Raw genomic sequence first — 21,108 nt, 5'->3', positions numbered from 1 at the left:
GCCAAAAACAGGGAGTTAGTATGGTCAGCGCGCTGTATGCGGTGTTAGGTGCATTACTGCTGATTAAATTTTCATTTGATGTTGTGCGCCTGAGAATGCAGTACCGCGTCTCCTACGGTGACGGGGGCTTTTCTGAGCTGCAAAGCGCAATCCGCATCCACGGCAACGCGGTCGAGTACATCCCCGTCGCGTTAATTTTACTGCTGTTAATGGAAATGGATGGCGCAGAAACCTGGATGGTGCACGTCTGCGGGCTGCTGCTGATTGCCGGACGCTTAATGCATTATTACGGTTTTCACCAACGCCTTATACGCTGGCGTCGTTCCGGCATGAGCGCGACCTGGTGCTCGCTTTTGCTGATGGTGCTGGCTAACCTTTGGTATATGCCGTGGGAGTTGGTTTTCTCCTTCCGTTAGCGCACAATATGCCCCTTTATTTTTCCCGGATTTTTACGTTATGTCAGATCGCGACACGCTTTTTTCCGCGCCTATCGCCAGCCTGGGCGACTGGACCTTTGATGAACGGGTAGCCGAAGTCTTCCCGGATATGATCCAGCGCTCTGTTCCCGGTTATTCCAATATTATTTCCATGATCGGCATGCTGGCTGAACGCTTCGTTCAACCCGGCACGCAGGTTTATGACCTGGGCTGCTCGCTGGGTGCGGCAACGTTGTCCATCCGCCGTAACGTTCATCACGAAGGCTGCAAGATCGTAGCCGTCGATAACTCTCCGGCTATGGTTGAACGCTGCCGTCGACACATTGACGCGTATAAAGCCCCTACGCCAGTGGAGGTAGTAGAAGGCGATATCCGCGATATCGACATCCAGAACGCCTCGATGGTGGTACTGAATTTTACCTTGCAGTTCCTGGTGCCGGACGATCGTCAGCGGCTGCTGGATAAAATTTATCAAGGCCTCAACCCGGGCGGCGCGCTGGTGCTTTCCGAGAAATTCAGCTTTGAAGACGCCAGCGTAGGCGAGCTGCTGTTTAACATGCACCACGATTTCAAGCGTGCTAACGGCTACAGCGAGCTGGAGATCAGCCAGAAGCGCAGCATGCTGGAGAACGTGATGCTGACGGACTCCGTGGAAACTCACAAAGCGCGCCTGCACAAAGCCGGATTCGAACACAGCGAACTGTGGTTCCAGTGCTTTAACTTTGGCTCTCTGGTAGCGCTGAAGGCCGGAGACGCAGCATGATCGAGTTCGGTAATTTCTATCAGCTGATTGCCAAAAACCACCTCTCCCACTGGCTGGAGACCCTGCCTGCGCAAATTGCCACCTGGCAGCGCGATCAGCAGCATGGCCTGCTGAAACAGTGGTCAAACGCCGTGGAGTTTCTGCCTGAACTGACGCCTCATCGTCTGGATTTACTGCACAGCGTGACGGCAGAAAGCGAAGCGCCGCTCCCGGCCGGGCAGATTAACCGTATCGAAACGCTGATGCGTAACCTGATGCCGTGGCGCAAAGGGCCGTTCTCGCTGTACGGCGTGAACATCAACACCGAGTGGCGTTCCGACTGGAAGTGGGATCGCGTTCTGCCTCATCTGTCCGACCTGAGCGGGCGCACCATTCTGGACGTGGGCTGCGGCAGCGGCTATCACATGTGGCGCATGATCGGCGCGGGCGCGCATCTGGCGGTGGGTATCGATCCGATGCAGCTGTTCCTGTGCCAGTTTGAAGCCGTGCGAAAGCTGCTCGGCAACGACCAGCGCGCGCACCTGCTGCCGCTGGGCATCGAGCAACTTCCGGCCCTGAAAGCCTTTGACACCGTATTCTCCATGGGCGTGCTGTACCACCGTCGTTCCCCGCTGGAGCATCTGTGGCAGCTGAAAGATCAGCTGGTCAGCGGCGGCGAGCTGGTGCTGGAAACGCTGGTTATCGAAGGCGATGAGCATGCGGTTCTGGTGCCGGGCGACCGCTACGCGCAGATGCGCAACGTTTACTTCATCCCTTCCGCGCTGGCGCTGAAGAACTGGCTGGAGAAATGTGGCTTTATCGATGTACGCATTGCCGATGTGTGCGTGACGTCGATTGAGGAGCAGCGCCGCACCGACTGGATGATCACCGAATCGCTGGAGCAGTTCCTCGACCCGGACGATCACAGTAAAACCATCGAAGGTTATCCAGCCCCGATGCGTGCGGTGTTGATTGCGACCAAGCCGTAATCTTTTAGCCGGGTGGCGGCTACGCCTTACCCGGCCTGCTCTCGCTTTTGTAGGCCCGATAAGCGCAGCGCCACCGGGCACAGGACAAAAAAAGGCCCCTGTTGAAATTGCAGGGGCCTGGTACAAGCAAGCATCATATTGGGCGACATGATGCGCGGTAAAAATCGGTACGTTGCTACACGTGATGACGTTCAATCAGCGATTTCATTACCGCAACCGACTCTCCATCCACACCGTAGCGCGAGTACTCATCCGCTTCAGCATCCGTCGACATTGACAACCCTGTATTGCGATAACGCATGGGCGAAGGTATCCATTTACCCGCCGAGCTGTGCAGCTCTTCCACCCCTGCGTTTAAAAACAGTTCCAGATTGCTGGCGCGTACTCCCGCGCCCGCCATGATTATTGGAACACCGGAATGTGCTTTTAGTTCCGTAATTAATTTCAGTCCTTTTTCAGCCGAGGACTGCTGGCCTGACGTCAGAACGCGTGCCACGCCCAGTTCTGCCAGCGTATCAAAGGCTTGCATCGGATCTTTACACATATCGAACGCACGATGAAAAGTGACCGCCATTCCCCGGGCAACGCGCATAACCTGGCGCATGCGCGGAAGATCGACGTTGCCGTCTTCATCCAGCACGCCGGTCACCAGCCCCGGGAAACCTGAATCACGGACGAGGGCAATATCCTCAAGCATGGCGCTAAACTCACCCGCCGTATAACAAAAATCCCCCCCGCGCGGGCGAATAATCGGGTGCACCGGAATGGTGATGGCCTCACGCGCTGATTTCAGCACGCCAGAGGACGGGGTTAATCCACCTTCTTTCGGTGCCGCGCAAAGCTCGATGCGATCGGCCCCCTGCCGTTGCGCAGTAACGGCACACTCCACGCTGTAACAACAAATTTCCAGCAGCGCCATATCTCTCTCCTTAAATTTCGCTCAACGCACCATCGTGGCACGTTGCCCGATTCCTGTCTGGATCAACGCTCACGCTTCGCTGGCGACGATCTGCTCGATAGTCCAGGGATGGAATTTCACCGTCACTTTCCCGTCCGTAACGGCAAGCGTAGGGTTTGGTAAACGTTCGCGCTCCCCTTTTGGTGAACTGCTTTTCACAAAAATACCCGGCTGGCTTAAGCCCTCGTCAGAGAGCAGCGCCAGCGCACGCGCGTTCAGCGTCTCTGGCTCCCCCGGCAGAACAATTTCGATATGCTCCCAGCCTTCGTGTGGATAGCGTTTTTCTCCCGGCCAGGGCAGTTCAACAACGGTGAATTGCCAGTGGGCGACGCTTACCGGCTCGTGAAGTTTGAACAGGCAAATCGGGCGGCCGTTAATGATATTCTCTGAGAGCAGCTCGCCGCACTGCTCAAAGCCACGCCGCCAGCGTTCGGCGGTGGCGTTCTGGTGGCAGCGCAAAGCAATGTGATCGGCGTCAAGCGGCGCGATATCCAGCCCGAGACGGGTGGCAAGTTCTGTGAACGCCTGGGTGAAGCGTGGTAAATCTGCGGAAATATCATGCAGTTCGTCAAGGGTGTGCCAGTTCGCCATAGGTCAGTCTCGTCTCGTGTCGCAAAGCCGCTAATTTACTCTGTTGCCCTCATTCGACCAACCGCAGAATCACGGTTTTTTCGACTGCATGTTTATGCACACCGTCTTCGCCTGGATTCTGAACAATCTTCGGCCCCGGCAGGGCTGACGCCCGAAGGCATTTGCAGTATACTCCCGCCCTAAATTCTTAAACTGGCGCGGGCGTTTTTACCCGCATCAAAAATGTAAGGTATCCAGGTGAATATTCAGGCTCTTCTCTCAGAAAAAGTCAGTCAGGCACTGATTGCCGCAGGCGCGCCTGCGGATTGCGAACCACAGGTTCGTCAGTCAGCAAAAGTACAGTTTGGCGACTATCAGGCTAATGGCGTGATGGCAGTGGCTAAAAAACTGGGCATGCCGCCGCGACAGCTCGCTGAGCAGGTACTGACGCATCTGGATCTCACCGGCATCGCCAGCAAAACCGAAATCGCCGGTCCGGGCTTTATCAACATTTTCCTTGAGCCAGCGTTCCTGGCAAGCCACGTTGGCGCGGCGCTGAAGTCTGACCGTCTGGGCGTGACTCAGCCAGAGCCGCAGACCGTGGTGGTTGACTACTCTGCGCCAAACGTGGCGAAAGAGATGCACGTCGGCCACCTGCGCTCCACCATCATTGGTGATGCCGCCGTACGTACCCTGGAATTCATGGGGCACAAGGTGATCCGCGCTAACCACGTAGGCGACTGGGGCACTCAGTTCGGCATGCTGATCGCGTATCTGGAAAAACAGCAGCAGGAAAATGCGGGCGAAATGGCGCTGGCGGACCTGGAAGGGTTCTACCGTGAAGCCAAAAAACACTATGACGAAGACGAAGCCTTCGCCGAGCGCGCGCGCAGCTACGTGGTGAAACTCCAGGGCGGCGACCCGTACTTCCTCGAGATGTGGCGCAAGCTGGTGGACATCACTATGTCCCAGAACCAGCTCACCTATAACCGTCTGAACGTGACCCTGACCCGCGACGACGTGATGGGTGAAAGCCTGTATAACCCGATGCTGCCAGGCATTGTGGCGGACCTGAAAGCCAAACATCTGGCGGTGGAAAGCGAAGGCGCAACGGTGGTATTCCTTGATGAGTACAAAAACAAGGAAGGCGAACCGATGGGCGTCATCATCCAGAAAAAGGATGGCGGCTATCTGTACACCACCACCGATATCGCCTGTGCGAAATACCGTTATGAAACCCTGCATGCGGACCGCGTGCTGTATTACATCGACTCCCGTCAGCACCAGCACCTGATGCAGGCGTGGACAATCGTGCGTAAAGCGGGCTACGTACCGGATTGCGTGCCGCTGGAACACCACATGTTCGGCATGATGCTGGGTAAAGACGGTAAGCCGTTCAAAACCCGTGCGGGCGGCACCGTGAAGCTTTCCGATCTGCTGGATGAAGCGCTGGAACGCGCGCGTCGCCTGGTGGCCGAGAAGAATCCGGATATGCCTGCTGACGAGCTGGAAAAACTGGCTAACGCCGTGGGCATCGGTGCGGTGAAATACGCGGATCTCTCCAAGAACCGTACCACCGACTATATCTTCGACTGGGACAACATGCTGGCATTTGAAGGCAACACGGCGCCTTACATGCAGTATGCCTACACCCGCGTGCTCTCCGTCTTCCGTAAAGCGAATATCGACGAAAGCGTGCTGGCGAACGCCCCGGTGACTATTACCGAAGACCGGGAAGCACAGCTGGCCGCACGTCTGCTTCAGTTCGAAGAGACGCTCTCCGTGGTCGCCCGTGACGGTACGCCGCACGTTATGTGTGCTTACCTGTACGATCTGGCCGGTCTGTTCTCTGGCTTCTACGAACACTGCCCTATCCTCTCTGCCGAGAGCGAAGCGGTGCGTAACAGCCGCCTGAAGCTGGCGCAGTTGACAGCGAAAACCCTGAAGCTGGGTCTGGAGACCCTGGGTATCGAAACCGTAGAACGTATGTAAAAAAGAAACCCGGCAAGCGCCGGGTTTTTTATTATCAGAAATATTTGCGTAAATACTCCGTCAGGCACAGAATCGCCATTGCCTGGCCATACGGCATCGACGTCAGCGGTATTTGACGATAAAAATCAAGATCGCTGCCCATTCCCGTCCCGAACGAGGTTTGCAGCAGCTCCCCTTCCGGCGAGATATTTTGCACAATACCGCGAATCGCTTTCTCCGCCACCTCAGCGTACTCTGCGCCGACATAACGCTTACGCACGGCCTTCAGGATACCGTAGGCAAACCCTGCCGTGGCCGACGCCTCCAGATAAGAATCAGGATCGTCAAGCAGCGTATGCCACAACCCGCTCTCGTCCTGACATTTTGCCAGCGCGGCGATCTGCGCATTCAGCACCTGCACCAGATAGCGACGAACGGCGTTGTTTTCCGGCAGATCCACCAGCTCAAGGAAGTCCGGGATCACGATAGTCAGCCAGCTGTTGCCGCGCGCCCAGCGGGCCCGGGCAAAGTTGTGATTACCTTCGTAATTCCAGCCGTGGAACCACAGCCCCGTCTCCCGGTCCATCAGGTTCTGCACGTGGAGCAGGAACTGATAGATCGCCTCCTCTACGTACTCCGGCTTGTTCAGCAGCCTGCCGATTTTCGCCAGCGGCAGTACCGTCATCATCAGCGTGTCGTCCCACATCTGCTGATGGTTCTCTTCTGCCAGCGTGATGTGCTGCATGCCTCCATGTTCGGTGCGCGGCATCTCTTTCATCGCCCATTCTGCCCAGCTTTCCAGCCACGGTAGCCAGGCCGGGTTTTTGGTCTCTTCGTAGCGGTACGCCAGCGTCAGGAACGGCGACATGGTGTTCACGTTTTTGGTGGTTGCGCCTTCTGCGAAACGGTCAGCAAACCAGCTGTCGATAATCTCGCGCATGCCTTCGTCACCGGTCTGGCAGTAATACTGCCAGATACCGTACAAACCGACACCGTGCGTCCACTCCCATCCGGCCCAGCCTTTGGTGTCGATCACGCGCCCGTCGTCCAGCCGCAGCAAAAACTCACCCGTTTTGTCGTGGATATTGACCAGGTTATGCGTCACCTTCTGAATGAGCGATTTCAGCTCATCCCTGGCGATAAAGCGCTCAGGCTGACGCAGTAGCGGGCTATGTTTGACAGGCCAAACTTTCATCATCTTAACCTCTGTTGTATGTCGAATTCAGTACCGCACGATCCTTCAGCGAAGGGGCCGCCGGCTTATTGCGATTCAGATAACCGATATTGTTGTTGCCCCACAGGGATTCATACGGCATACCGGCCAGCATCTCCACGGTGGCGCGCGCCTGCGGGGTCGCCGCCTCCGGCATCGCATGGCCGGACTCGCGCATTTTCGCGGTCTCTTCGCGCAGGGTGCTGTGGGTTTGTAAATTGAGCCTGAAGCGCAGGGAGACCAGGAAGCCGCAGAACAGCACCAGAATGGTGCCCAAGCTCAGGATCATCAGAATGGTATGGCTCACTTCCGCAGGCTGTACTTTCTGACCGCTGACAAAGCCGGACATCTGCATCACGATACCCACCAGCATCACCGCGCCGGCCTGAGACGCTTTACGGGTCAACGTCATGATGCCCGCGAAGATCCCTTCGCGACGCTGACCGGTGATCACTTCGTCTACGTCAGCAATGTAGGTGTAGGTATTCCACGGTACATAGTTGATACCCCCGCGGCCAAGACCGGCAATTGCAGAGATCAGCAACAGCAGAGCGTATACGTCGCTCAGACCCGTGTAGTAAAGCACCGCGTAAGAGAGCGAAGCCAGGCCAAACAGCACGACCACCATGCGGTAAGACGGTGCAGGTCCGAAGCGTATGCACAGCGGGATCATCCCGATCACGGCGAGGAACTGGAAGATGGCCATCGTGCCCAGCAGGTTGGACGCCATCGACGCTTCCTGCATTAGCACAAACACCACGTAATAGGTGAAGACGGCGTTGAACACGTCCTGAGCAATATAGCCGCCGAGGTACATGCCCAGGTGCTGGCGGAAAATCTTGATACGCAGCGTTGAACTTAATTCGACAAAAAGACGGTTCAGGCTCTGCCCCAGGGTCAGCTTTTTCTTCTCTTCTTCGGCGCGCAGGGCCGCTTCAGACCACTCTTCACGCGGACGTTCCCAGGTAAAGAACCAGACAAAAGTGAGCATCAGGGCGCACAACACGGAGAAGACCAGGCTGGCATAGAAGAAGGAGATCGCGTTGTCTTTACCAAATTGCGTGAGCAGGATCCCCGGCAGGAAGGAGGCGAGAATGGCAGACATCTGCGCCATGGAGATACGCGCCCCGGAGAATTTGGTTTTCTGTTTGAAATCGTCCGTCATCTCCGGCACCAGCGTTTCGTACGGCACCAGGATCATGGTGTAGACGATATCGAAGATCAGATAAGTCAGCAGGTAATACCAGAAGCTCATGTCCCCTACCCACATCAGCGAGTAGCTGAAGACACAAGGAATACCGAGCAGAATAAAGAACTTACGACGGCCAAAACGCTTACCCAGCCAGGTGGTACCAAAGTTATCGGTTAAGAAGCCCATTAACGGGCTGACTACCGCATCCAGCACCCTTGCAGCGGCAAAGATAAAGGTTGCTTCAATCGGTGTGAGTCCACAGAAGGTGGTATAAAAATACAAAAGCCAGGCGGCCGTCAGGGCGGTAGTCCCCGCCCCGAGGAAGTCCCCTGACCCGTAAGCAAGATAATTTGCGAGTCCAATTTTTCGTGTTTTCATTGCCGTCAACCCTAATCAGTTTTGGGAGACTCCCTGTAAGCAAACCTCGTCCGGGAGTTTTTACACGGCTACAGTAAAAGTATCGACCTGGTGAAACCTTTCTGTTTCTGCCATCACCGGGTGGCAAATGGCAAAAATGCAAAGAGTGTCGTTACGCGTGTCACTGATTTATAAAACAGCGTTTCTTTTGTATCAAAAGGGAAGGTCAATTTTGCGAGCCAGCCTTCAGAAATGCCTGAAGACTGGCGAAAAGGCGGGCAGTTAGCGGTAGTTGACGAGCACCTCGTTGCGCTGAATTTTAAGCGCCGGGATCAGGCGTCCACCGCCCGGCACTTCCCAGATAAAGCGTAAAGGTTCCTGAGCAGACACCCCGTTTAAGGCCTGGGTTGTGCCATTTTGCCCCTCGATTTCCGCGCAGCGGGTCAGCGAGCACAGCCGCACCCGTAACCCGGCCGGCGTAGGGCCCGTCAATGTGTAATTCCAGGCCACCAGCGTCATCTGCCCGGAAACGGGCTCAGAGGCCGACAGCGGACGGGAGGAGATCGCCTCCCCCCGATGGTTGAGCGTTAAGCCGATACTGCTGGCCTGCCATGCCCCCTCGCCTGCGGCCTGCACCGCCAGCGGAAAAAGTAAGATCCACAGCCATTTACGCATTATTTTCCTCCGATGGTCGCCGTCATGCGGATGTTGCGGTTATCGGACAGCTCCATGTTCGACAATACCACCAGCTGGTTCAGGCTCCGGCGCAGGAAGCGCGACAGCAGCGGACGCAGCGCATGATTCACCAGCAGCACCGGCGGCGCGCCCAGCATCTCCTGACGCGCCAGCGCCTCCTGAGTTTGCGCCAGTAATCTGTCCGCCAGGCCTGGCTCCAGTCCGCCACCGCCCTGTAGGGCCTGTAGCAGCAGACGTTCAAGCGGCGTGTCGAGACCAATCACCTGCACTTCGCCGGTTCCCGGGAACCACTGCTGGGTAATGGCGCGTCCGAGCGCTACACGCACTACCGCCGTCAGCTCGTGCGGATCGCTTTGCAGCGGCGCATGCTCGGCCAGCGTTTCGAGGATGGTACGCATATCGCGGATAGGCACTTTCTCGTCGAGCAGGTTTTGCAGCACTTTATGCAGCGTGGTTAAGGTCAGCACGCCCGGGACTAAATCTTCGGTCAGCTTCGGCATCTCCTGCGTTACGCGGTCGAGCAGCTGCTGCGCCTCCTGACGTCCGAACAGCTCCGCAGAGAACTGACCAATCAAGTGGTTAAGGTGTGTCGCCACCACGGTACTGGCCTCAACGACCGTGTAACCCTGAATCTGCGCCTGCTCTTTCAGCGCGCTTTCGATCCAGATAGCGGCCAGACCAAAGGCCGGATCGGTCGTCTGCTCGCCCGGCAGCGTGCCTGCGGCGGTGCCGGGGTTAATCGCCAGCCAGCGGCCGGGGTACGCGTCGCCGCTGCCGATTTCCACCCCTTTCATCAGGATGCGGTAGCGTGCGGGGGGCAGATCCATGTTGTCACGGATATGAACCACCGGCGGCAGGAAGCCCATGTCCTGGGCGAATTTTTTACGAATGCTGCGGATACGGCCCAGCAGTTCACCATCCTGCTGGAAATCCACCATTGGGATCAGGCGGTACCCCACTTCCATCCCCAGAGAATCCTCAAGCTGAACGTCGTTCCAGGTCGCTTCCACCGCCTGGGTGTTCTCAGGCATTTTGACCGGCGCCGGCTCTGCCGCTGGCTGGGTTTCACGGCCACGCATCCACCAGGCAAGCCCCAGCAGTCCAGCGGTAAACAGCAGGAACACCAGGTTTGGCATGCCCGGCACCAGCCCGAGCAGACCCAGCACCGCCGCGGAGAGCAGCATAACGCGCGGGTTGCTGAACAGCTGTCCTACCATCTGCTCGCCAACGTCCTGGTCGGTGCTGACGCGAGTCACGATCACACCCGCCGCGGTGGAGATCACCAGCGCCGGGATCTGCGCGACCAGACCGTCACCGATGGTCAGCAGCGTATAGCTTTCCGCCGCGTGGCCCATGTCCATTCCGTGTTGCAGCACGCCGACGAGCAGGCCGCCGACGACGTTAATCACCATAATCAGAATGCCCGCGATGGCATCACCGCGCACAAACTTACTCGCACCGTCCATCGAGCCGTAGAAATCGGCCTCCTGGGTCACTTCGGCACGGCGTTTTTTCGCTTCATCTTCCGCGATCAGCCCGGCATTAAGGTCGGCGTCGATGGCCATCTGCTTGCCCGGCATCCCGTCGAGCACGAAGCGCGCGCCCACTTCTGCGATACGCCCTGCACCTTTAGTGATAACCATAAAGTTGATGATCACCAGAATGACGAACACCACGATACCGATGGCGAAGTTGCCGCCCACCAGGAAGTGACCGAAGGCTTCTACCACCTTGCCCGCCGCCGCCGCGCCGGTGTGCCCTTCCATCAGGATGATACGCGTGGAGGCAACGTTCAGCGCAAGGCGCAGCAGCGTAGTGAACAGCAGGATCGTTGGAAACGCGGCGAACTCCAGCGTGCGCTGGGTAAACATCGCCACCAGCAGCACCATGATGGACAACGCAATGTTGAAGGTGAAAAGCAGGTCGAGTATAAATGCCGGTAACGGCAGCACCATCATCGACAAAATTAGCAGGATCAGAATCGGTCCGGCAAGGATCTGCCATTGCGTTGTTTTCAGGTTGCCGGGCAGGCGCAACATTGCCACCAGATTAGCCATCAGTGTCCTTCTCGTTCAAAAAATCCAGTGCTTCAGGCACCGGAAGGTTCTCAGGTTTTACAGGTCGTTGACCGCCTGCTAAACGCCAGCGTTTCAGTTGCCACACCCAGGCCAGCACCTCTGCGACAGCGGCATAGAGCTGGCCCGGGATCTGTTGTCCAATTTCCGCGTGGCGGTACAGCGCACGGGCCAGTGGCGGTGCTTCAAGGATCGGCACGCGGTTTTCCGTGGCGATTTCACGAATGCGCAGCGCAATCAGCCCGGCCCCTTTCGCCACCACTTTCGGCGCGCTCATTTTGTTTTCGTCGTACTGTAGCGCGACGGAGTAGTGGGTCGGGTTAGTGACGATCACATCGGCTTTCGGCACATCTTCCATCATGCGACGACGCGCGGCAGCACGCTGCATCTGGCGGATACGGCCCTTGACGTGCGGGTCGCCTTCCATCTGTTTATATTCATCGCGGATGTCCTGACGCGACATTCGCAGCTTCTTGATATGGGAAAAGATCTGGAAGATAACGTCGAACGCCACCATCGGAATAATGCTGAGCACTACCAGCAGCGAGCATAATCCGACCAGATTCAGGGCGTTTTTCATCGCCGTCATGGGGGATTCGCTGATCAGGCGCATCATCTCAGGCCAGTAGTGCCACAGGAAAAACCCAGCTGTCCCGCCCATAAGGAGCGATTTCAGAATGGCTTTGAGCAACTCAGCGCCCGTTTGCGCGGAGAACATTTTTGCAATTCCGGGCAGCGGGTTGAGCTTAGAGAATTTCGGTTGCAGCGATTTACCGCTGAACACCAGGCCACCGAGCATGACCGGGGATACAAGCGCCACGATGACCACGCCCACGATCAGCGGCAGCAAGGCGATCATCGCGCTTTTCACAAGATTGATGATTTGAATGAGGATCAGATTGGGGTCATTGACCATGCTGTGATCGAAACGTAAGCCAGCAGAGAGCATGCCCGCCAGTCTGCGGGCGAGCATCTCCCCGCCCCACCAGATGATGCACACGCCGACCACCAGGATCAGCAGGGACGTCAGCTCTCTGGATCGGGGGATCTGCCCATCCTCACGGGCTTTTTCAAGTCGGTGGGGTGTGGGGGCTTCTGTTTTGTCGTCGTTCTCTTCTGCCACTGTGCCTGCTCGCAGCCCATTAATTCACGGGTATCATGCCTAATAATTACGGTGGCAATCGCGTAAACAAACTAATAAAAAGGGCCGATTTAATCCCTTAACAACCACTACGCTTGCCTTTGATTTCATTTCTTGCGTAGCGCATTCCAGTTTTCAAATTTTCACTCTGGACCGTCTGGTAACCCCTAACTGGGTTTGATAGCTTTCCTTAAAGACCTCAATAAAAAGGATGTTTTATGAAGTGGAGTAAGTTGTTAAACAGCAGCAGACGCAAAGATAAAAAGAAAAAGCCGGATTCACACACGTCCGACCTCGCCGCCGGAAGGCAAGAGATTGAAAGAGATTTTGACCGCTTACTCTTCGCAGCACCAACCCGTCGTTTAGCGGATAAAACACAGGTTTTCCCGCTGGATCTTAATGACAGCGTACGTACCCGATTAACCCATTCCCACGAAGTGGCAAATTTTGCGAGAGGCATCGGGATGCGTCTCGCCTTTGAAATGAAAGAAGAAATTTTTGGAAGCGACTGTAACCACTTAATACTTGAACGCGATGTACCCGCTCTGTTGGCAACGATTGGACTAGCACATGATTTAGGTAATCCCCCGTTTGGGCATCAGGGTGAAGCGGCAATGGCGGCGTGGTTCCGTCGCAATTTGGCGCCCTTAGTCGCTGTAGATTTTGATGAAGAAAGCGGTAACATATTCAATGATTTCATGAAGTTCGACGGCAACGCTCAAACGCTACGCCTTGTGACCAGACTTCAAATCATCAATGATAACTATGGTTTGAATCTTACCTACGCTTCACTTGCAGCCATGATCAAATACCCTCAGTCCTCCTACACCCAAAACAAGAAATGGAGTAAACATGGGTATCTGTTCTCGGAAGAAAAAGTGGTACATGAAATTTGGCAGGAAACAGGACTTTCTGAAGGCCTCAGGCATCCCTTTACCTACTTAATGGAAGCGTGCGATGACATTGCGTATTCAATTCTTGATGCGGAAGACACCATAAAAAAAGGGCTGGCGTCCTATCAGGATCTGATGAGTTTTCTGGCAAGCTGGAAAAACGGAGCAGACCAAACCATTAACCACCTGGTTAAAAAAGTTCAGGATAAAAATCAGGAGTGGGACTATCGAAAGCAAGAACTCTCTCCCGCCGAAATCAATGATATGAGTATGCAAATGTTCCGCGTGCACGGAACGAATGTTCTTATTACGAGTGTTGTTGAAGCCTTTCGACATTGCCACAAACAACTTTGTAACACAGAGTGCGATATTAAGGATCTCATTAGTATTAGTGATGGCAATGAACTTTGTTCAGCTTTGAAAAAATTCGATCAAACCCGTGGCTATCGTCATCGAACCGTACTTGAACTTGAACTGAAAGGCTCAAACTACATACAGGGGCTTATGGACATGCTCTGGGTAGGTATAAAGGGTCGTAAAAGCGGTGGAAAAGAATGGGATACGCCCTTTGGTCGTTATGCTTATGGCCGTATTTCTGAAAACTATCGTCGTGTGTTCGATGATAAGGGGAACACTTTACCTCCGCTCTACAAAGAAGCGCAGTTGCTCGCTGATGCTGTTTCAGGGATGACAGACAGTTATTTGATACGCCTTCACGATGAGCTAAAATCGCTTTATGAATATGAAAGTCGTCTCCAGCCATCAACGCCTTAAGCTAAGAATCGAAGATTTTTTCGACGTTAGCGAAGAGCGAAAGCAAGCCAGAGCGCTCATTGACGCGCTGGCTGAGCGCTCGCACGCGTGGATTTTTGGCGGAATGATTCGCGATATCGGCCTTTTTGGGCGTGGGGGCTTTAAGTCGGATATCGATCTGGTCATAGATCTTTCGCGAGAAGAGTTGATTAACGCGCTTAACAGGCACGACATCGAACGTTTCAGTGTTAATAAGCTGGGCGGGATCCGCTTCCATTACATGAGCCTGGATTTTGATATCTGGAGCATCAATGATACATGGGCCTTTAAGAACAGGATTGTTGAGTTTAAGGATACCTATAGTCTGTTGAACACAACGCTAATGTCATGGGATTCGATTCTTTACGATGTGAAGAAAAAGCATCTCATCAGTCCTGATAACTATCTCCACGACTTGCATCATCGTCGACTTGAACTCGTTTTACAGAAAACACCAAACGAAATGGGTTCTGTTATCAAGATCTTACGAACAATTTATAACAAACGAGTCCAGGTCATTGGACCGCAGTTAACCAATTTTCTGTTACAGGCTCTGCAAGAACACACTTTTGACCAGCTAAGGCAGTATGAATACGGTAGTTATCGCACCTCTTCCTTCAGCGTAGAGGATTTGCGGCAACTTAAAGAAGCCCTCTGTCATTCCCGAACCGGTTTAGATAAAAAAATTCGGATTTAAACAAATGAAAACACCACCTGAATGAGGTGGTGTTTTTTTACGTTAAAAACCCAGGCTGTCCAGCAGATCGTCCACCTGATCCTGGCTTGCCACCACGCCCGCCTTGCTGGCGTCGAGCTGTGGCCCATTGAGCAGGCTTTCGTTCTCGCGTTTCGGACGGGCAGCCGGTTCCGGAATGTTCTCCAGCAGCACCATCAGCAACTGACGCTCAATCTCCTGAATCACATCCATCATGCGCTTGATCACCTGGCCGGTAAGATCCTGGAAATCCTGCGCCATCATAATGTCGAGCAGCTGGGCGTTAGTGAAGCTGGTGTGTCCCGGCACGTCCCCCAGGAACTGGCGGGTATCGGTGACCAGCTCGCGCGCGTCGGCCAGCTCGATTGGGTTTTCAAACCACGCGTCCCAGCGTTGGGTCAGGGCTTTTGCGCCCTTCTCCATCGCGTCCTGGTGCGGCTGCGAAGCTTCAACGCTGTTCAGCGCGCGCTCGGCTGCCTGCGCGGTCATCTGGACCACATAGTCCAGACGGTCACGGGCGTCAGGGATGGCTTCCGCCGCTTCGGCGATCGCCTGGTCCAGCCCCAGTTCACGCAGGCTGTCGCGCAGCATGCGCGTCAGGCTACCAATGCGGGCAATAATGTCGCTCGGCGAATGTTCTTCAACGGGTTTCATAGCAGGTTGCATCATCACCACCACCTCACATGCCGAGTTTCTCGAAGATCTTGCCGAGCTTCTCTTCCAGAGTCGCCGCGGTGAAAGGCTTCACCACGTAGCCGCTTGCGCCCGCCTGTGCGGCAGCAATAATGTTCTCTTTTTTCGCTTCTGCGGTCACCATCAGCACCGGCAGAGAGGCCATGCCCGCATCCGCGCGAATGGTTTTCAGCAGTTCGAGACCGTCCATGTTTGGCATGTTCCAGTCGGAAATCACAAAGCCAAACCCGCCAGCCTGGAGTTTGTTCAGCGCATCCACACCGTCTTCTGCTTCTTCAACATTGTTGAATCCCAACTCTTTCAGCAGGTTGCGCACAATGCGACGCATGGTGGAAAAGTCATCCACAACCAAAAACTTAAGCTCTTTATCCGCCATAAAATAATACTCCTGAGTCAAATACGTATTGCCTGTCCGGCACTGATTTTCGCCAGCATCTGCTGGCTTACCTGGCTAAGATCGACCACTTCGCTCACGCCACCCATATTGATGGCCTCGCGCGGCATGCCGAACACCACACAACTTGCTTCATTCTGCGCGATGGTCCAGGCGCCAGCCTGGTGCATCGCAAGCATTCCGGCGGCGCCGTCGTTGCCCATCCCCGTCAGGATCACCCCTACGGCGTTGCGCCCCGCATGTTTCGCCACCGAATGAAACAGCACATCCACCGACGGACGGTGCCGGTTAACCGGCGGCCCGTCATGAATTTTGATTTGATAGTTCGCCCCGCTTCGCGCCAGCTCCATGTGCTTGTCACCCGGAGCGATATACGCGTGTCCCGGCAGCACGCGCTCGCCGTCTTCCGCCTCTTTCACACTAATCTGGCACAGCTTATTCAGGCGCTCCGCGAACGAGCGGGTGAAGCCTGGCGGCATATGTTGCGTAATCAGGATACCCGGGCTTGAGAGCGGCAATGGCTGGAGTACATGGCGAATTGCCTCTGTTCCTCCGGTTGACGCGCCAATCACCAGCAGTTTTTCCGAGCTGAGTAATGGCCCCGCCTTCAGCGTTGCCGGGGCCGCCGTCGGCTTGTGCGCGGCGAGCTTCGCCCGGGATGCGGTGCGGATCTTCTCGGCGATCATCTCGCTGTACGCCAGCATCCCCTCGCGAATGCCGAGCTGCGGCTTGGTGACAAAATCCACCGCCCCCAGCTCCAGCGCGCGCAGGGTAATCTCCGAGCCTTTCCCGGTCAGGGAGGAGACCATCACCACCGGCATCGGTCGCAGGCGCATTAATTTTTCCAGAAAATCGATGCCATCCATGCGCGGCATTTCGACATCAAGCGTCAGCACGTCGGGGTTATATTTTTTGATTAAATCCCGCGCGACCAGCGGATCGGGCGCTGTCGCCACCATCTCCATATCGCTGTGGCTATTGATGATTTCGGTCATGATCTGACGCATCAGCGCCGAATCATCGACAGACAATACCCTGATTTTACTCATGCTTTTTCCTTACTCAGCGCATATACCGTTTGCCCACGCAGGCTAAACTCACGCACGAGGTTGCTAAAGTTTTCCGAGTGCCCGGCAAACAGTAAACCGTCAGACTTGAGCAACGGAACAAAGCGACGCAGAATGTCCTGTTGCGTCGTTTTATCAAAATAGATCATCACGTTACGGCAAAAAATGGCGTCGAATGGCCCCGGCACGTTGTACTGCTTGTCCAGTAAATTAACGGGGGCAAATTCCACGCAGTTCGCCAGCTCCTGGCGTACGCGCACCAGTCCTTCGTGCGGGCCTGTACCGCGCATGAAGTAACGCTGTAGCTGCTGAGGCGACAGGGTTTTCAGCTCATCCTGGCGATAAACGCCGTTGCGGGCTTTTTCCAGCACTTCGGTGTCGATGTCGCTGGCGTACACTTTCCAGCGGCCCGGCGCCATGCCCAGGGTGTCCGCCAGGGTGATGGCCAGCGAGTACGGCTCCTCACCGGTGGAGGCCGCCGCGCTCCAGACGCGATACTCTCCGCTACGGCGACGGGCGTGTTCCGCCAGCACCGGGAAGTGATGCGCCTCGCGGAAAAACGCGGTCAGGTTGGTGGTTAATGAGTTGATAAATGCCTGCCATTCGGCGCTGTTCTGGTTCGCTTCGAGCATGCTCAGATAGCGGCCAAAATCGTCCAGCCCCAGCGTGCGCAGGCGCCGCACCAGCCGGTTGTAGACCATGTCTCGCTTATGGTCAGCAAGCACGATCCCCGCACGCTGGTAGATTAACTGACATATCCGACGAAAATGCGCGTCGGACAGCGCGAGGCGCTGTGTCATCTGCAACAATAATGACGTTTGCCCTGAGGGCATGGGTGATGTCATAGCGCCTTCTTAATCACATTCAGGATACAACGGGCACGGCCTGTGACCGTCCGACTTCTGTTACTGCTTCAACGTGCTCTTTCACATTAAATACGGCGACTAACCCGGTAAGGTGATCCGCCTGGTTCGCCAGCTGATCGGCAGCCGCCGCCGCCTCTTCCACCAGCGAGGCGTTCTGCTGCGTAACCTGATCCATCTGCGTGACGGCCTGCGCCACCTGCTCAATGCCGCGACGCTGTTCATCCGACGCCGAGGCAATCTCGCCCATAATGTCGTTCACCCGCGTCACGGAGGTGACAATCTCGTGCATGGTCTGCGCGGCGGTATCCACCAGCGCGGATCCCTGCTGGACGCGGGAGACCGATTCTTCAATCAGCCCTTTGATCTCTTTCGCCGCGTTGGCGCTGCGGCTGGCGAGGTTACGGACTTCACCGGCAACCACCGCAAACCCGCGTCCCTGCTCCCCGGCACGCGCCGCTTCCACCGCAGCGTTCAGCGCCAGAATATTGGTCTGGAACGCGATACCGTCGATGACGCTAATAATGTCGCCAATTTTCTGCGAACTGGCGGCAATCTCCTGCATCGTGCTGGCGACGTGCGAGGCCTGGTCACCCCCACGTTTCGCCGTCATCGCCGCCTGTCTGGACAAGTCGGACGCCTGACGCGCGTTATCGGCGTTCTGGCTTACCGTCGCGGTCAGTTGCTCCATACTGGCCGCCGTCTGCGCCAGCGATGCCGCCTGCTGTTCGGTGCGGGACGACAGATCGTTATTGCCTGCCGCAATCTCTGAGATCCCGGTGTGCATGGCGTAACTGCCCTGACGAACGTTGCTTACCGTTTCCCGCAGCGATCCCTGCATCGCCTTCAGGCTGGCAAAAATCGCCGATATTTCATTCTTGCCATACACGGCAACCGGACGCGCCAGATCGCCTTTTGCGATACTGTCGAAGTGGCTGCTGATGATGGCCAGCGGCTGCACGATCGTTTTGCGTGACCACCACAGCGAGCCGCCGGTCAGCAGGGCCGCCAGGATCACCATGGTCAGAAAAATCATCCCTGACATGCGGTAGCTGGTACGGCTGTCCGCGCCGGCACGCGCCACAAACTGGTTAATATCCTGCTGCCACGCGTTAAAGCTGCCGTCGAACGCCGCCTGAGATGCCTGTACCGGCGCGGTCAGGAAGTCAGAAAGCTGGTTGTTCTCCAGCCACGTCGCCTGATGCTCGAGATCGCCGTACCACGCATCAAAGTTCTTCTTCATGGCGACCTTCAGCGCTTTCTCTTTCTCACTCACCGCCTCCTGCGCCGCAAACGCCTTAAACTGCGCGTCGGCCTGCTTCAGGCTGCTGCGGGCCACGACCATCAGCGTCTTAATATCATCCGGCGGATAGCTCAGCGCGGTTAAGGTCCCTGCTTTGTTCAGCGCAGTGCTTGCCTGCAACAGCACGGCACGCGTTTGTGCCAGTGCGGAGCGCTGCTGATTACTCGTCTCAACTTCCTGCAAATTCTGATAGCCATCGCGAAACGCCCAGAAAGACAACCCGTTACTGCCAACCTGCAAAACCCCACACAGGATCAGAATCAAAAACAGTGTGGTCGAGATACGAATACGATTTAACATCCACGCTCCCATCAAGCGGCAAGCAGCCGCGGTTTAATTGTCAGTCAAAATGTTTCCCAGTTTTCATCTTGTCCGGTCACCGCTGTGCGCGTACGTGCTGTCACGGGCGCCGGGGCTGCTTCGCCGTACGCCGACCGCGAGCTGACCGTATTTATTGTTTTTGAAGTAAGACGGAACGCCGAGACGGCCATTTTCAGGCGGCTCGCCTGGTCCTCCAGCGCAGCGGCCGCCGCAGCGGACTCCTGCACCAGGGCGGCGTTTTGCTGCGTCACACGATCCATTTCCGATACCGCCAGGGCGACCTGGTCAATACCACGACTCTGCTCGTCCGATGCAGAGGCGATTTCACCCATGATGTCCGTCACGCGCGTCACGGCATTCACGATGTCATTCATGGTTTCACCCGCGCTTTCCACCAGCACCGAGCCGGTATCCACGCGTGAAACAGAGTCTTCAATCAGGGCTTTGATCTCTTTCGCCGCGTTGGCACTGCGGCTGGCAAGGTTGCGCACTTCGCCGGCGACCACGGCAAATCCGCGTCCCTGCTCGCCCGCTCGTGCCGCTTCAACGGCCGCGTTCAGCGCCAGAATGTTGGTCTGGAAGGCGATGCCGTCGATAACGCTGATGATGTCGGCGATTTTCTTCGAGCTGTCGGCAATGTCGTGCATGGTTTTCACCACGCCGTCTACCACGCGACCGCCGCGCTGGGCGGTATCGGACGCGCTTTCTGCAAGCTGAGACGCCTGGCGGGCGTTGTCGGCGTTCTGCTTCACGGTTGCGGTGAGCTGCTCCATGCTGGCAGCCGTCTCTTCCAGGGCAGACGCCTGCTGTTCGGTACGGGACGAGAGATCGTTGTTACCCATCGCGATTTCACTCGTGCCGGTGTAGATGGCATCCGCCCCCTCACGCACGTTGGCGACGGTATCAATCAGCGAACGCTGCATATGGTCGACGCTGGTCGCCAGCTCGGTGATCTCGTTGCGGCCAGAAACGGTCAGCGTTTTAGTGAGATCGCCCCGGCCAATGTCACGGATATGCGCAATGACGCGGCCCAGCGGGTTCAGCAGGATATGGCGAATGCCGTACCAGACGGCCATCAGCACGATGACCAGCGCGAGGGCGAGAACCGCCATCTGCCATTTCGCAAAACGGTAGTCGCTCTGGCTTTGCGTAAACGCCGAGTGATAAAGCTCGCCGCTGGCTTTGGCGTACTCGCCGAGCGCCGCGCCGAGGGCGTTCTGCATGCCCTGGGTCGGCTGGGCGAAATAGGCATCCATATTGCCCTTCTCCAGGAACTGCACCAGCTCCGTCAGGCCGGCAAAGTAGGCCTGATATTTTTCATCTATATTCGCGCTCGCCTGCGCCATTGCGGGCTGAGGGGCGATTTTTTTGAAGGCGTCATAGTGTTTCGCCGCGTCTGCCAGCGTGGCGCGCGCGTTCTTCAGCAGTTCCGTTTTGGCGCTGCTCTGCTGGTTGTTCGGGTCCATCATCATGCGGGCGGACGAGCGGCTCAGGTTGATACGCGTCTGCAACATCAGATCCCAGGTCGTGGTCAGTTCACTTTGCTGCATCCGCAAATCGTTCGAGGCCGCGAAGCTGTCCTGGTTCTGTTTTAAAGACGAGAAAAAGAGGCCGCCAGAAATAAGCTGAAGAAGTGCGAAAATGACCAGCACCATCATTAGCATTGTGACAACGCGGATACGGTTCAACATACAACACCTTCTCATCGATTGATTAACGGTGTTAT

At 56.1% G+C, this 21,108-nt stretch carries 19 protein-coding genes; 6 read left to right on the top strand and 13 right to left on the bottom strand.

Going from position 1 to position 21,108, the window contains the following annotated elements; translation table 11 throughout:
* The first annotated feature begins 20 nt into the window (after positions 1 to 20).
* From E0L16_RS10580 to cmoB, 3 genes are read left to right on the top strand one after another with little or no spacing between them, the layout of a single operon-like run.
* Positions 21 to 416, top strand: coding sequence for an MAPEG family protein (locus tag E0L16_RS10580; protein WP_063450115.1), 396 nt, complete (start codon positions 21 to 23; stop codon positions 414 to 416).
* A gap of 40 nt (positions 417 to 456) precedes the next feature.
* Positions 457 to 1,200 (top strand): carboxy-S-adenosyl-L-methionine synthase CmoA, encoded by a 744-nt coding sequence (gene cmoA, locus E0L16_RS10575; RefSeq protein WP_131636884.1) that lies wholly within the window; start codon positions 457 to 459, stop codon positions 1,198 to 1,200.
* Positions 1,197 to 2,168, top strand: coding sequence for a tRNA 5-methoxyuridine(34)/uridine 5-oxyacetic acid(34) synthase CmoB (gene cmoB, locus E0L16_RS10570; protein ID WP_131636883.1), 972 nt, complete (start codon positions 1,197 to 1,199; stop codon positions 2,166 to 2,168). Before cmoA ends, cmoB begins: the two co-directional genes overlap by 4 nt.
* Positions 2,169 to 2,343: 175 nt before the next feature.
* On the opposite strand, the gene cutC is transcribed toward cmoB, so the two are convergent.
* Together cutC and E0L16_RS10560 are read right to left on the bottom strand one after the other, a co-directional pair.
* Positions 2,344 to 3,087, bottom strand: coding sequence for a copper homeostasis protein CutC (cutC, locus tag E0L16_RS10565; RefSeq protein WP_131636882.1), 744 nt, complete (start codon positions 3,085 to 3,087; stop codon positions 2,344 to 2,346).
* Positions 3,088 to 3,156: 69 nt separating this feature from the next.
* Positions 3,157 to 3,717 (bottom strand): VOC family protein, encoded by a 561-nt coding sequence (locus tag E0L16_RS10560; protein WP_063450119.1) that lies wholly within the window; start codon positions 3,715 to 3,717, stop codon positions 3,157 to 3,159.
* Between the two features lie 237 nt (positions 3,718 to 3,954).
* Here E0L16_RS10560 and argS point away from each other — a divergent pair, with 237 nt between their 5' ends.
* Positions 3,955 to 5,688 (top strand): arginine--tRNA ligase, encoded by a 1,734-nt coding sequence (gene argS / locus E0L16_RS10555; protein ID WP_131636881.1) that lies wholly within the window; start codon positions 3,955 to 3,957, stop codon positions 5,686 to 5,688.
* A gap of 34 nt (positions 5,689 to 5,722) precedes the next feature.
* Here the strand turns inward: argS and bglB are convergent, their stop codons facing one another.
* The 5 genes from bglB to flhB all read right to left on the bottom strand — a co-directional run bounded on the left by bglB (position 5,723) and on the right by flhB (position 12,323).
* On the bottom strand, positions 5,723 to 6,862 hold the full coding sequence (gene bglB, locus E0L16_RS10550; RefSeq protein ID WP_131636880.1) for a beta-galactosidase BglB: 1,140 nt from the start codon (positions 6,860 to 6,862) through the stop codon (positions 5,723 to 5,725).
* Positions 6,863 to 6,866: 4 nt separating this feature from the next.
* Positions 6,867 to 8,450: an MFS transporter gene (locus E0L16_RS10545; RefSeq protein WP_131636879.1), complete on the bottom strand. Its 1,584-nt coding sequence runs from the start codon at positions 8,448 to 8,450 to the stop codon at positions 6,867 to 6,869.
* A 261-nt stretch (positions 8,451 to 8,711) separates the two neighbouring features.
* The gene (gene flhE, locus E0L16_RS10540) at positions 8,712 to 9,104 is read right to left on the bottom strand and encodes a flagellar protein FlhE (protein WP_131636878.1); all 393 of its coding nucleotides are present in this window, start codon (positions 9,102 to 9,104) and stop codon (positions 8,712 to 8,714) included.
* Entirely contained in the window at positions 9,104 to 11,182 is a 2,079-nt protein-coding gene (gene flhA, locus E0L16_RS10535) for a flagellar biosynthesis protein FlhA (protein ID WP_063450124.1), read from the bottom strand. Before flhA ends, flhE begins: the two co-directional genes overlap by 1 nt.
* The gene (gene flhB, locus E0L16_RS10530; protein ID WP_064910429.1) at positions 11,175 to 12,323 is read right to left on the bottom strand and encodes a flagellar biosynthesis protein FlhB; all 1,149 of its coding nucleotides are present in this window, start codon (positions 12,321 to 12,323) and stop codon (positions 11,175 to 11,177) included. Before flhB ends, flhA begins: the two co-directional genes overlap by 8 nt.
* 236 nt (positions 12,324 to 12,559) lie before the next feature.
* Here flhB and E0L16_RS10525 point away from each other — a divergent pair, with 236 nt between their 5' ends.
* The gene (locus E0L16_RS10525; RefSeq protein WP_131636877.1) at positions 12,560 to 14,008 is read left to right on the top strand and encodes a deoxyguanosinetriphosphate triphosphohydrolase family protein; all 1,449 of its coding nucleotides are present in this window, start codon (positions 12,560 to 12,562) and stop codon (positions 14,006 to 14,008) included.
* On the top strand, positions 13,971 to 14,723 hold the full coding sequence (locus E0L16_RS22120; RefSeq protein WP_203464867.1) for a hypothetical protein: 753 nt from the start codon (positions 13,971 to 13,973) through the stop codon (positions 14,721 to 14,723). The genes E0L16_RS10525 and E0L16_RS22120 overlap by 38 nt, the downstream gene beginning before the upstream one ends.
* A gap of 42 nt (positions 14,724 to 14,765) precedes the next feature.
* Here the strand turns inward: E0L16_RS22120 and cheZ are convergent, their stop codons facing one another.
* The 6 genes from cheZ to tar are packed head-to-tail and all read right to left on the bottom strand — an operon-like array spanning position 14,766 to position 21,073.
* Complete coding sequence (gene cheZ, locus E0L16_RS10515) at positions 14,766 to 15,410, bottom strand: protein phosphatase CheZ (RefSeq protein ID WP_063450128.1); 645 nt, start codon at positions 15,408 to 15,410, stop codon at positions 14,766 to 14,768.
* A 10-nt stretch (positions 15,411 to 15,420) separates the two neighbouring features.
* A complete protein-coding gene (gene cheY / locus E0L16_RS10510) occupies positions 15,421 to 15,810 on the bottom strand; it encodes a chemotaxis response regulator CheY (protein ID WP_000763862.1) in 390 nt (129 codons plus the stop codon).
* Between the two features lie 17 nt (positions 15,811 to 15,827).
* Positions 15,828 to 16,877 carry a protein-glutamate methylesterase/protein-glutamine glutaminase gene (locus E0L16_RS10505; protein ID WP_003859716.1) on the bottom strand — a complete coding sequence of 350 codons (1,050 nt, stop codon included), beginning with the start codon at positions 16,875 to 16,877 and terminating at the stop codon, positions 15,828 to 15,830.
* Positions 16,874 to 17,740, bottom strand: a complete 867-nt coding sequence (cheR, locus tag E0L16_RS10500; RefSeq protein WP_063868450.1) for a protein-glutamate O-methyltransferase CheR — start codon at positions 17,738 to 17,740, stop codon at positions 16,874 to 16,876. Before cheR ends, E0L16_RS10505 begins: the two co-directional genes overlap by 4 nt.
* Positions 17,741 to 17,759: 19 nt before the next feature.
* Entirely contained in the window at positions 17,760 to 19,361 is a 1,602-nt protein-coding gene (gene tap / locus E0L16_RS10495; protein WP_131636876.1) for a methyl-accepting chemotaxis protein IV, read from the bottom strand.
* Between the two features lie 44 nt (positions 19,362 to 19,405).
* Positions 19,406 to 21,073, bottom strand: a complete 1,668-nt coding sequence (gene tar / locus E0L16_RS10490) for a methyl-accepting chemotaxis protein II (protein WP_112792784.1) — start codon at positions 21,071 to 21,073, stop codon at positions 19,406 to 19,408.
* Positions 21,074 to 21,108 lie beyond the last annotated feature (35 nt).

Source organism: Enterobacter quasihormaechei (assembly GCF_004331385.1).
Taxonomy (GTDB): Bacteria; Pseudomonadota; Gammaproteobacteria; order Enterobacterales; family Enterobacteriaceae; genus Enterobacter; species Enterobacter quasihormaechei.
This window is presented reverse-complemented; position numbering and strand designations above follow the sequence as displayed.